The organism is Kluyvera sichuanensis (assembly GCF_014218705.1).
Taxonomy (GTDB): Bacteria; Pseudomonadota; Gammaproteobacteria; order Enterobacterales; family Enterobacteriaceae; genus Kluyvera; species Kluyvera sichuanensis.
This window is the reverse complement of sequence record NZ_JABBJF010000050.1, coordinates 1-12,019: the sequence shown is the minus strand read 5'-3', so window position 1 is coordinate 12,019 and position 12,019 is coordinate 1. Positions and strand designations below refer to the sequence as shown.

Annotated in this window: 11 protein-coding genes and 1 tRNA gene; 7 read left to right on the top strand and 5 right to left on the bottom strand. The window is 48.8% G+C overall.

The genetic code is table 11. The annotated features are described in order from the left end of the window. The 5 genes from HII27_RS26110 to HII27_RS26090 form a co-directional block, all read right to left on the bottom strand. The coding region (locus HII27_RS26110; RefSeq protein ID WP_185670157.1) for a hypothetical protein at positions 1–402 on the bottom strand (402 nt) is incomplete at its 3' end. Between the two features lie 371 nt (positions 403–773). Next, positions 774–1,319, bottom strand: a complete 546-nt coding sequence (gene idi / locus HII27_RS26105) for an isopentenyl-diphosphate Delta-isomerase (protein WP_185670156.1) — start codon at positions 1,317–1,319, stop codon at positions 774–776. A 53-nt stretch (positions 1,320–1,372) separates the two neighbouring features. After that, complete coding sequence (locus HII27_RS26100) at positions 1,373–2,089, bottom strand: DUF554 domain-containing protein (protein WP_185670155.1); 717 nt, start codon at positions 2,087–2,089, stop codon at positions 1,373–1,375. Positions 2,090–2,111: 22 nt separating this feature from the next. After that, positions 2,112–2,693, bottom strand: a complete 582-nt coding sequence (locus tag HII27_RS26095) for a UbiX family flavin prenyltransferase (RefSeq protein ID WP_185670154.1) — start codon at positions 2,691–2,693, stop codon at positions 2,112–2,114. Between the two features lie 12 nt (positions 2,694–2,705). Next, on the bottom strand, positions 2,706–4,184 hold the full coding sequence (locus tag HII27_RS26090; RefSeq protein ID WP_185670153.1) for a UbiD family decarboxylase: 1,479 nt from the start codon (positions 4,182–4,184) through the stop codon (positions 2,706–2,708). 167 nt (positions 4,185–4,351) lie between these two features. Here HII27_RS26090 and HII27_RS26085 point away from each other — a divergent pair, with 167 nt between their 5' ends. From HII27_RS26085 to HII27_RS26055, 7 genes are all read left to right on the top strand, one after another. Further along, positions 4,352–5,254 carry a LysR family transcriptional regulator gene (locus HII27_RS26085; protein WP_185670152.1) on the top strand — a complete coding sequence of 301 codons (903 nt, stop codon included), beginning with the start codon at positions 4,352–4,354 and terminating at the stop codon, positions 5,252–5,254. Positions 5,255–5,321: 67 nt separating this feature from the next. After that, positions 5,322–6,068: an amidase activator ActS gene (gene actS, locus HII27_RS26080; protein ID WP_370631758.1), complete on the top strand. Its 747-nt coding sequence runs from the start codon at positions 5,322–5,324 to the stop codon at positions 6,066–6,068. Positions 6,069–6,148: 80 nt separating this feature from the next. Beyond that, positions 6,149–6,222 (top strand) — tRNA-Gly (locus HII27_RS26075). 171 nt (positions 6,223–6,393) lie between these two features. After that, a complete protein-coding gene (locus tag HII27_RS26070) occupies positions 6,394–8,001 on the top strand; it encodes a site-specific integrase (protein ID WP_185670158.1) in 1,608 nt (535 codons plus the stop codon). 34 nt (positions 8,002–8,035) lie between these two features. Beyond that, positions 8,036–8,644: a hypothetical protein gene (locus tag HII27_RS26065; protein WP_185670151.1), complete on the top strand. Its 609-nt coding sequence runs from the start codon at positions 8,036–8,038 to the stop codon at positions 8,642–8,644. A 972-nt stretch (positions 8,645–9,616) separates the two neighbouring features. Further along, a complete protein-coding gene (locus tag HII27_RS26060; RefSeq protein ID WP_185670150.1) occupies positions 9,617–9,910 on the top strand; it encodes a hypothetical protein in 294 nt (97 codons plus the stop codon). A 163-nt stretch (positions 9,911–10,073) separates the two neighbouring features. Next, positions 10,074–10,811, top strand: coding sequence for a KilA-N domain-containing protein (locus tag HII27_RS26055; protein WP_185670149.1), 738 nt, complete (start codon positions 10,074–10,076; stop codon positions 10,809–10,811). The last annotated feature ends 1,208 nt before the right edge of the window (positions 10,812–12,019 follow it).

The following is a 12,019-nucleotide window of genomic DNA, read 5'->3' as shown; positions in this document are numbered from 1 at the left end:
TTGCTCAGCAGTCAGTGAGTCCAAAACACTATCTGGCTGATACAGGTCATTATCGAACAGTCGTAACATCCCTCGATCTTTTTCTGGTAAATCAAGCCGATAGTAGTCTCTGGCAAAGATACGGCGCAGAAGCGGCCGGTATTGGTTCGGGTCCAGTTTTTTCCATTCCGGCCGTCGGAATAATTTTGCCTGCGGGAGTACCTGGTAAATGGCGCATGATTCTTCAGATTTTGTCCTCGAAAAATCATGACGTTTTAGCTCTTTGAACATGGCATCGCACATCAGGTATCCTTTGCCGGTATGCTGCTGCCAGCGTCCTTTTCCGGCCTGCGCAGGAAGCACCGTCAGGCTGAGTGCGACTAATGTGAGCAGCAATGGTTTGTAGGGTGAAGATGTTTTCATCAGACCTCCGGTGTCCTGTTTATATTGATTAAATAAATATATTAAATACGTTATTTATATCGGCCTTAATTTATGAATGAAATACTATTGTTTTTACAAATGTCTTTGTACTTAATTTGCTTTTAGGTTATGAGTAATAGTTTTTAACCGTTGGTATGATTTTATATATCATATTGGAGTGGAAAAACGTGAGGGGTCTCAATTCTATTATTTACACATAATAGGCATGATTGATTTTATGCAGAGTAAGATGAAGTTTGATAAGGTGGCGGTATAAGTAAGATGTCGGTGAATAAATCGGAAGCTATAAATATTCATCAGCATATCTTTGATAAGCGCTTATCAATTATTTTGATACGCGCTTAGTTTTATTATTGGCGACAATAGTTCAGTAATGCAGTGCGTGCAGCATCCTGAGATGATAGTTTGACCATCCAGGGGCTGAATGCCCAAGGGGTTGCGCGCAATCCCTGTAAAATGTTCTCAAGTTCACACCATTGGTAGTCCATCACCTCGTCGCTATTTACCTGTAGTTCACTTGTTACCTGTGCGGCATAGACCGGGCAAACTTCGTTTTCCACGATGCCGTTTGGCGCCACCGCGCGATAGCGGAATTCGGTGGCGACGGGGGTGATGTCGGCAATCTCAACGCCCAGCTCAAAACGGCAGCGACGGATAATGGCCTGTTCAAAGGTTTCGCCCTGCTGCGGATGGCCGCACACCGAGTTGGTCCATACGCCGGGCCAGGCGACCTTGCTTAAGGAGCGGCGCGTTGCCAGAAACTGGCCGCGTTCGTTGAATAACCAGCAAGAGAAAGCAAGATGCAGGGGAGTGGAGAGGGTATGAGCGGCGTACTTCTCCAGAATACCTGAAGGTTTATCGTGCTCATCGAGCAAAATGACGTGTTCGCCTGTCATGACGACTCCTGAAAATGAATGATGACCCGGCATAAACCCGCCGGGCCATATACTCAGGCAACCAGCGTAGCCCATAAATGGGAAAAAGGCATTACCAAAACAAGCCCTGGCAACATGTTAGCAACCGGGAAAAGCTTAATGTTACAGATACGCAACCCGGTGGCGACCATCAGCAGCCCACCGGCGCAGGAGAAGTCGGCCATCATCGATGGGGTGATCATCGGCATCAGGAATACCGCTAGCATTGCCAGTGCCAGCTGAATCACCAGCTGTGGGATGGCGATGGTCATCACTGCAAAGCCAAGCAGGGTGGCGAAAATCCCGGCGGTAAACAGATCCAGAATGGTTTTGATATACAGAATCGACGGATCGCCGCTCATCCCTTCGGTCATCGCCCCGAACACACCTGTGCCGCTGGCGCAGAACAGCACCAGAATCGCCACAAACTTCTCGGTGAACTCTTCGTGGCTTAACCCCTGAACCGGCGGAAAGACTTTGTTGATAAGGCCGCGGGTAGAGCCAGCCGCTTTACCAATACCGCTTTCCAGATGCAGCAACTCACCAATTAGCGCGCCGACGATCATCGCCAGCACCACCGCAGGCATATATTTCACCTTCAGCACCAGCGTAATACCCAGGCCTACTGAGCAAAGCCCAAAGGTCATTGGCAACGCCGTTTTCACGCGGTCCGGGAGTTTTCCCCCGGCAATGGCGCCGACCAGTCCGCCGATAATCACGGCAGACCCATTTACATAAGGACCGATTAACATGAGAGCATTTTCCTTCGTCGCACTAGCCGTCGTGGCGCAGTGATCCTTCGCCCCAGCGCGGAATGTTGTCCACGTCGATGTCGAACAGATCCAGCGCGCGATTTACGCTGTGCGTAATAATGTCGTCCGCCGTTTGCGGACGCTGATAGAGAGCCGGAACCGGCGGGAAGATAATCCCCCCCATTTCAGTCACGGCGGCCATGTTGCGAATATGGCCGAGGTTGAGCGGTGTTTCACGCGCCAGCAGCACCAGACGGCGGCGCTCTTTGAGCACCACGTCCGCTGCCCGAGTCAGCAGATTATCGGTAAGACAATGTGCAATGGCGCCCAGCGTTCTCATCGAACAGGGGGCGACCAGCATCCCCAGTGTTTTAAAGGAACCGCTGGAGATCGCGGCACCCAGATTACCGATGGGATGGACAACATCAGCCATCGCCATCACCTCATCCAGACGGAAGTCCGTTTCCAGTTCACAGGTTTTTTCTGCGCCTTTGGAGACGACCAGATGAACCTCTAGCGGAAGCGGCTGAAGGAGTTCCAGCGCCTTAACGCCATACTGAAAGCCGGATGCGCCGCTGATGCCGATGATGATGCGTGGTGTCATTGTCTATTCCTCTTACTCGAAGTCCGGCAGAAAGCGTTTTACGTCCACTTCTTTGAATTTAGAACGCTCAAAGTGATGCTTCAGGTGGAACGGCACGGTGCAGTCGAAGATGGTTTTGCATGACATCCCCTGCTGGAGAATGCTTGGGCTGTACTCAGGTACCTGAGACGGATCCAGCGGGTGGCAGCGAACGCCCGGAATGGTGATGGTATCGACATCGCCCTGATAGCGGGTTTGCATCGCCCACAGCACGTCGTCACTGTCGAAGATATCCACGTCTTCATCGACCAGAATCACATGTTTCAGTTCCGGGAACGCTGAGAATGCCAGCAGTGCCGCCTGACGTTGACGGCCTTCGTCCGCTGGGGAGAATTTTTTAAACTGCATGACGGCCAGCAGCTTGCCGCCGCCTGTGGAGTGGGCGAAGACGTTCAGCAGTTTGCCCGGCATCGCGCGGCCAACCATATCGAGAATGCTCGCTTCGGTTGGGATACCCGCCATGTTGACGTGTTCCTCACCTGGACCGACGGTGGTGCGCCAGATGGGGTTATGACGATGGGTGACGGCTTTCACTTTAATCACCGGCAGCGCATCTTTCGATTCACCGGTATAGCCTGGGAATTCCGGCATTGCGCGGCCGGTGTTGGTGTTCTGGTCTTCACGAACGCGCACGTTTGGCAGCAGCTCGCCTTCGATAATGATTTCCGCATGGGCAATCGCTTTTTCATTGATGGTCAGGCACTTCACCATCTCGACGGCCTGGCCGCGCAGTGAACCCGCAATGCTCAGTTCGTCAAAGCCGAGCGGGGTGGTTGGCGGTTCAAAGCAGGCGGCAATTTCAATCGCCGGGTCAACGCCGATGCTGATAGAGATCGGCAGCGGCTGCCCCATCTCTTCCGCCTTCATGCGGAAAGCATCGATATGACGGCCTGGCGTCAGCCACATAGAGAGTTCATCTCGGCTCTGGACGCACAGACGGTGAATGGTGATATCCGATTCGTGGGTTTCCGGGTCGGAGGCATAGCACAGACCCATGGTGATGTACGGGCCCGCATCCTCTTCGGTATTGGTTGGCGCAGGCAGCAGTTTACGCAGGTCGAAATCGGCATCGGTTGCCAAATGGACGACTTCCTGAGCCACGGCCTTTTCATTGGGCAAAACCGGTGGAATCGGGCTTTGTACGGAATCTTTCAGCAGATGGCCCAGTCTTTCGGGCGGGCAGTCCAGGAAGTGGCTAACGCGTTTACGGGAGCCGTTGATGCCGATCGCCACGCTGATGTCGTTAAAGCCTTTGATCTTGTTGAACACCATCACCGGGCCATTTTTGCGGGTTGGGCGCTGGCAGGTGCCGCCGGCTCCAACGTAACGATATACGCCGGATAGCTCCGCATGCGGATCCACTTCAGTATCGGTTTCAACGTATTCGCCCGGCAGCGTTTTCAGCAACGCTAGCGCGGAGCGCAGGTCGCGAACGGTTGTTGTATTTTTCACGGTTTGTTCCTGTTGATAATCGGAAATAATGTCTGCGCTAACCCTATTCCTTACGGAAATAAGGGGCAAATACCGTTTCGCTTGGTCAGGCAAGATCAAAAAGATGTGGCTACAACAACAGGCTTCGTGCGTAAACTATAGCAAAGCGGATATACAGCGAGGGCGGCATGGATTTAAAGCGATTACGGTATTTCTGCCGGGTGGTGGAGCAGGGGTCTATAAGCCAGGCGGCAAAGGTGCTGAACATGGCACAGCCGCCGCTGAGCAAGCGTATCCAGGAGCTGGAAGACGAACTGCAAACGCCGCTGTTTTTACGCCACGGCAACCGCATTGAGCCGACCGAAGCGGGCTTTTTTCTCTATCGAAAAGCCTGTGAGATTCTGCGTCAGGTGGAAGATACCGCCAGGGAAACGATGGAGATCGCACAGAAAGACCGGCTTCAGCTGCGTTTTGGGATGAGCCATCTGTTCCAGTCCTATTTCAAACCGCTGCTGCTGGCGCTGTATCAACGTCACCCGGAAATCGAAATTAATATCTCGGTGACCGACTCCAGCCATCTGGAGATGCTGCTCAATGAAGGGGCTATCGATCTGGCGTTTATTCAGCGTCCCTACCGCAGCGAAGGGTTCGACTACGTGTCGTTCGACCCGGTGAAGCTGGTGGCGGTTATCAATAAAACATGTCTGCCAGAGCCGCCTGACAATCCGTTTGATTATGCCGCACTGGGGGCGTTGCCACTGGTGCTGCTGCATCGGGCGAAAGACTCTGGCACCTATGAGATGCTGATCGACTTGTTTCGCAAAGCAGGCGTGAATCCTAAAGTGATTATGCATATCACCCAACCGGGGGTGATCCTCGACTGGCTGGAGTCGGGGCTTGCCGCCGCGACGCTGCTGCCGTCGTCTGAGATCTGCGCTGAAAAGCTTAAGAACTGTTATGTCGTGGATGTGTTCCCCTCACCGCAGATTTTCTACCCGGCCATGGTGAAAATCCCGGCGGTAAACTGGTGCCCGCAGGTGATGGAGCTGGTGGCGGAAGGCTATCCGTTTCCCATTAACACCCAGGGTTGATGGTTTGGCATCCAGCGCGAGCCTGCTATTATAGGCCACCCGAACGTTTATGACCTGAGGATTCGTTTTGCGAGCAGGACGCCAACTCTCTTCCCCAATACGTCTGTTAATGTGCCTGATTATCGGGCTTGCGCTGTCTGGCTGTGCTGGAAAATCATCCAATTCGGAAGGCAGCTATAGCGGCTCGGTTTACACCGTCAAGCGAGGCGACACGCTGTCGCGCATTTCGCGGATGACGGGCACCAGCGTCGGGGAACTGGCTCGCCTTAACGGCATCTCGCCGCCGTATAACATCAATGTCGGCCAGAAGCTCAAGGTGAACGGCTCGGCGAAATCCTCCGGCAGCAAAAAATCCAGCACGACCCAAACGGCGAAAGTCACGCCGTCTTCCGCCGTTCCGCTATCCTCATGGCCAGCAGTGGGCCAACGCTGCTGGCGCTGGCCGGCTACCGGTAAGGTGGTGATGCGTTACTCCACCTCGGAAGGCGGTAATAAGGGGATTGATATCGCAGGCAGCCGTGGTCAGCCGGTCTACGCGGCGGCGGCGGGGAAAGTGGTCTATGTCGGCAACCAGCTGCGCGGTTACGGCAATCTGGTGATGATTAAGCATGATGAAGATTACATTACCGCCTACGCGCACAACGATAAGCTGATGGTGAACAACGGTCAAAACGTAAAAATTGGCCAGCAGATAGCCACTATGGGCAACTCAGACGCCGATTCGGTAAGGCTGCACTTCCAGATTCGCTATCGCGCCACGGCCATCGACCCGCTGCGCTACTTGCCGCCGCAGGGCAGCAAGCCGAAGTGCTAAGCGGTTATTTTATCATCACTTAGCTGCCTAAAGGCTTGCCAGGCGAGGAGTAACGTTTATAATGCTCCTCGCACACCTTTGCGGGCGTAGTTCAATGGTAGAACGAGAGCTTCCCAAGCTCTATACGAGGGTTCGATTCCCTTCGCCCGCTCCATGACCCTTCTGAATCACCTCTATCTTATTGAATCCCTTGGTGATACGGCGAAAGCCTGACCGCAGAGTTACTAACTGTAACCTTCTGTGTAACCCTTTATAGGGAATTACTCGTATACATATGGGACTCTCTCCTGCTAATCACGCAAGAACCACTAGCCACTCTCAAGCAATGCCATTAGAGCTATGTGCTCGTGCTGTCTGCTATCTCTATCAGCGCAACGGAATCTACTATTGCCGACTGAAAGTACACATAATCAACGACGTTTGGACGGCTAAATGTAATCCTGTCAGAATATCCTCGGTCTCGTTAAGGACAAGGAACAGGAGAACAGCTATGCGTCAGCACCATCACATCAAGTCAGCACTCAAGGCCATTCGCGCCGATAACCCATTGTTGACCTATGAAGACATGCGCGGTCATCTTCGAGAGCTCGCTGAGATGGAGCTATCGTTAGGCCGTTCAGATATCTTTGAACCGGATATGATGGATATTTACCGTGACCAGTATGGTGAACTCGGGGAGAGTCTTGTTGAAGCTATAGCTAGTGAACCATTAACTGTTGACCAGCATCGCTACATCAATGAGGCCCAATGCGTCCTCAAGGCTTGCATGGCGAGAGTTGAAGGGAATAGCCAGCCGCTGATTGATTACATTGACGGATTTGATGAGCGCATAGAGTCGCGCCCTCAGGTGCAACCAGTAGTAGGGGCGGCATCGACCAAGCTACGACCACTGGTCACATTGAGTTTCCTTGTTGAGCAGTACGAAAAAGAGAACATTCAGAACTGGAAGCCAGCGACTCTAAAAGAGAACCAAGCGTCACACGGTACGCTCATTGAAATATTCGATTATCTGGGGCTGACGGACCTGACTGCAATTACCCGAGCGAACATGCTTGAGGTTCGTGATGTGCTCCAGAAGATACCGAAGAATCGTAAACAGCGCTTCAAGGATGTCTCATTGGTTGACCTGCTGGCATCAGAGGAATCCTTCGAGTGCATGGATGTCGTGACAATCAATAATAAGTATCTGGTCAAGATGGCAGCTTTGTTTAAATGGGCTGTACGCAATGACCTGTTAATCAAGAACCTGACCGAAGGGCTAGAGCTAAAAGCGCCGCCAAGAAAGGCCTCAGAAGCCCGTAAAGCGTTCTCAGCAGGACAGGTGGGTCAGCTTATTGATGCCGCTAAGATATACGCTCAGAAGCCCTCTGGTAAACCGTATCATTATTATGTCGTTACGCTGGCAGCTATCACCGGGGCGAGACTTAATGAAGTCGCTCAGATTCAGGTTAAGGATGTCAGGACTACCAGCCAAGGGACCGCTTATATTCATATCAATGAAGACGATAGCAGTCTACCCGGTAAGAGCATCAAGAACCCATACAGTGAGCGCTGTGTGCCTCTGGTTGATGGAGCCTATGGTTTCGCATTGGCTGACTTTATGGCGCTTGTAGAGGCCCGTAGAGGCGCTGGAGGTGAGGACTCAATGGTGTTTGACGGTCTGAAGCTAATGAAGAATGGTTACGGTGAGCAGGTCAGCAAATGGTTTAACCGGACGTTGTTACCTAAGGTTGTAACTGACCGTGACGGATTAGCGTTCCATTCGTTCAGACATACAGTTGCGACTCAGTTAAAACAACATGGTGTCGAATTGGCGTATGCTCAGGCGATTCTTGGTCATAGCTCGGGGTCTATTACCTATGACCGATACGCTAAAGAAGTTGAGGTAGAAATACTGAAGGATAAACTATCGGAAGCACTATCGGTTGTTTAGTAGTTGAATATGGATGCTCGAATGAGAGGATATAATGGTCAAAGAGTTTTTAGTTAGCAAAGAAAATAAGCCATCATATGAATGCATGATTACAGCTGAAACATGTTTAGGGTTAGCTGGTATGACAACCGAAGATTGGCTACGTGACCATCATTGCCGCACTGGTATCATATTCACTGCCTTTGCTATTGAAGCAATGTTCATCTTTTACAGAAAACAGGTTGATTCGAATTACAATAAGAAGCAGAAAGAAGACCGGAAGACAATGCACAAGAATACATTAATGCTCTGTGGTATTAATGATTATATTGGGACAAGACCGTACCAAATTGTCAAGGAATGTCTTGATGTAAGAGATGCAATTGCTCATGGTGATTCATATACTTCCACTTTCAATTTCTCAACGAGCGACATTAATAACCAAGACGATATTACACGCAGCGTCATTGCTGTAAACTCAGAGCAGTTTCGAGGATTAACGATTGAGAGTCTTGAGAAATACATTGAGATGGCAAAGCATATTGACTATGAAATTTCTGATAAAGGTTACAGACCCTTTGAAAGTGATCTTCAGACAGATGAGCGTAGTAAGCTGATATTGGCTTTCGGTGTCAGTGGGGTATCAATGTGGCCTAGTGCCTAATCAAAATTTTCCTTCAGGTGTGTGGATGTGATTTATTGTTCTAATGGGGGGGGGTTATCAACCCGCACTACAGAGAGACATGCAGTGCTAGCGTATCGTAGGTACAAACAGGTATAAGTCTGAAGAAGCTATGAGGACCTGTCTTTGGAAGATTTCTTCTTGATGGGTATATAATCAATATTTATGAATGGAAATTCACTTCTGGTGATCTTTGTGTTTTTGGTTAACTTTCTGTTTTATATGTGAATTTTAATTAACCCACACTATAGGGAGAGACACCCATAGGAATAACATAAAGTTTATTCATTCACATACATGCTTTCATATACGGATTGCTCATATGGTTAGACTTCAGGTTGAACCAAATGGCTTCTCGTATCCATCCATATACGCAATGTCCACTTTGCACGTTAGCAGCACGTTCGACGACGTTTGCATTAATCCTCACTAAGGGGAGGAGAGCGACACGTTCGCGACTGCACGTTCGAGACACTTCCAGTTCCCATATTCGCGCCTTAGGTCCATACCTGAGGATTCCACTAATTACGTACCTATCGCCCGCCTTGAGGGAGCGGAAAGACGACATACAGCAATAGCCCGAGGTCTGAACTTGGTTAATTGGCGCTGGTCTGATAGGGAATGGCAATATTACGAGACAGTATTTATTACTGACCCTTGATTACAGGAGGGGGTAAACCTAAAGTATTCTTATAAGTTAACTTGAAGTTTAAATACAGAGTTTATTAAAGAGACTATATTAATAGATAACCTAAAGTATACTTGAAGTCAAAACCTAATGTTAATACTTATAGTTATTCCTAAAGTTGAACATTAGCTGTCACTCGGTTACTCTCAATTAATATTGGTCTTATGAAATAAGCCATAATAACCTTGAGTCCTCCAACGCTGTACACGCTAGGTCCTGCCCTATTGGTCTCACCGAATACCATAACTAACAGAGAGAGGTAAACCATGAGCATTTCAATTATGTCATTCAAGCAGGTCTCTCGGACCTTAGGCATCACTCGTAAGCGTCTTCTTGTACTTCTTAAGAAATCAGGGATGATACAAACAATAGGTCACGAATTGGTATATCAAAACAAGAAAACTGGAAAGGAATCATTTAGCACTGAGCGTTTCACAGGTAAGTATATTGTCAATAACGAATCCCTGTCTTTTAATAAGGTACATGGCGGTCGGATACCTCAGCAATTTCTAGATAGTCGCGTGATTAATATCTTACAATTAAGTGTATCAAAAGAATAAACACAGAAATATACCAATGGTCTACGCCAAGACCACTATCAATTACAGCTAGCCGTTTAATATAAGTGTCTTCCATTTGCCTGATAGGTTCCTTTGTTGTGGGACTAGCTGGCTTATCAGGAGGCGACTTATAGAGGACGCTTTTATTAGAAGGAGTCACAACATGACCATTGTTAAAAATGAATCAGGCGTTATCACTTCCGTTGTACTCCCGGTCATCGTTGACGGGTACGAATGGGAATGCAACAAGGACCGCATGTGGAACCTTAATGAGTTACATAAAGCACTTAGGCTTGATGAGAATCAGCGACCATCTGAATGGGACAATAAAGTTTCTCGTGAGTTACTGTCTTCCGGAAATTTGCGGAAGGTGGATAAGGTGGGTACCTATGCGACTGAGCAAGCCGCTATTGCGTATGCTATGTGGGTCTCTGTCCCGTTCTATATGACCGTCATTAATGCCTTTATTGAGCTACGCAATGACAACGTTATAAAAGCCTCTAATCTCGCTAAACAGAACCAGACCATTCAACCTATTAGTAACGTTGAGTTCGACAAATTGCGGTCACGTGGTTGGTCTATTACGGATGCTATTAAGAAAGCTGGTATTCCTAATGCGGTCCTTGTTAACCGTATGCTCAAATCTGGTCAGATGCATAACCCATTCTACGCTAAGCGTAAACCGAGAGACCTCTCAGAAGTCGCTAAGGGTGCATGGGGTGCTAACGAGAAAGGCCGCATTAATGGCTACTGGAAGAAACCAGAGGGTGACGGACGGTTTAACAATGATGGCGTTAAGGTCATTGAGAGAGGCTTCGAGTGGTTCAAAGAGCACGCACCTGAGATTAATCGTCAGGTGGCGATCATGAAGGGCAACGCTAAGCGTCGTAGCAGACGATAAGTTAGCTCATAGATAACGCCGATCGATAGCTTTCCACTGATCGAAACAAACGATCATCTCACTTCGTATAATTGGTTATCCTTTGGCGACACTCATTGTTGATTCAATTAGGATACTAATATGTCGAGGAATATAGGGACGCTTGTGGTGCTTCTTTTAGTTTTATTGGGAGTTGGCTATCTGGCTGGTTATATCGTTGAACGAACTACAATGCAGACATACTGGAAGGTAGGACGAGCAGTTAATGCCTTCTGGATTGCCTCGCTGGTACTATTCGTCGGTGGGATAGTCTACCGTAGCGTCTTCAATAAGCTGTCACATGTAAACGGTGTGCTTTTATTTATTGTCCTGTCTGGTACTTTATTACTTCAAGGTTTTTACTTGGGTATTATTCCTGATTGGCGCTTACGGTAGCGGGGTGAACCACTTCCCGGAATGAAAGTAGATGTCCTCGGTCCACTTGTGGTATTTAAAGACCTACACACACGCGCTCTACATTAAAATCTGGAAGGTGACACCCTACGTTATCTTCCAGATTTACCGTAGAGTCGTCTTTTTCAAGGACCATATTAATTCACTATCTGATACATATGCTTCGCTGTGGTCTAATTGATCACTTTATGTTCATTCTCCCTTTCGATAAAACTCCCAAAAAGATCTGAGAATAAGTACCTAGGGTATTCCCTTAGATTGTAGCTGGTCTTTGCTACGCTATACTTTCGGCTGCTCATCGTGCCTCTTAATGAAAATTCTACAGAAATTTGTCTCTGGTCACTATGTGAACTTAAACGGGCAATCTTCCCCATTGGCTTCTGGAGACAGCTCTGGTCAATCAGGGAAGGGGGTCTTTGTGTTTCTAGTGCAACAGGTATCGCTTGGTCGATGCTGGGCGTGGCTGTTTGTTACTTGCTGCTAGTGATGTTGAGTACCAATTGAGTACACCCCATTGAGACTAGCCAGCAGTATCGTATTGAGTATCATAATGTGATTGTTATAAGTCTAATGATGCGATATCGTTAGTGTCAGTTAAATGATACTTAGGGCAGGGAGAGACATAATGAGCAAGACTTTCGGTTACATCCGAGTGAGCAGCAAGGACCAGAACGAAGCGCGGGCACTGTTGCAAAGTTAGCGATGAGGCAGCCTTTTGTCTTATTCAAAGGCCTTACATTTCAAAAACTCTGCTTACCAGGCGCATTTCGCCCAGG

Excerpts from the sequence above, each read along its gene's own strand:
- HII27_RS26095 (WP_185670154.1), bottom strand. The coding sequence starts at position 2,693 with ATGACACCACGCATCATCATCGGCATCAGCGGCGCATCCGGCTTTCAG.
- HII27_RS26065 (WP_185670151.1), top strand. The coding sequence starts at position 8,036 with ATGGTCAAAGAGTTTTTAGTTAGCAAAGAAAATAAGCCATCATATGAA.
- HII27_RS26100 (WP_185670155.1), bottom strand. The coding sequence starts at position 2,089 with ATGTTAATCGGTCCTTATGTAAATGGGTCTGCCGTGATTATCGGCGGA.
- HII27_RS26070 (WP_185670158.1), top strand. The coding sequence starts at position 6,394 with ATGCCATTAGAGCTATGTGCTCGTGCTGTCTGCTATCTCTATCAGCGC.
- HII27_RS26055 (WP_185670149.1), top strand. The coding sequence starts at position 10,074 with ATGACCATTGTTAAAAATGAATCAGGCGTTATCACTTCCGTTGTACTC.
- HII27_RS26085 (WP_185670152.1), top strand. The coding sequence starts at position 4,352 with ATGGATTTAAAGCGATTACGGTATTTCTGCCGGGTGGTGGAGCAGGGG.
- idi (WP_185670156.1), bottom strand. The coding sequence starts at position 1,319 with ATGACAGGCGAACACGTCATTTTGCTCGATGAGCACGATAAACCTTCA.
- HII27_RS26060 (WP_185670150.1), top strand. The coding sequence starts at position 9,617 with ATGAGCATTTCAATTATGTCATTCAAGCAGGTCTCTCGGACCTTAGGC.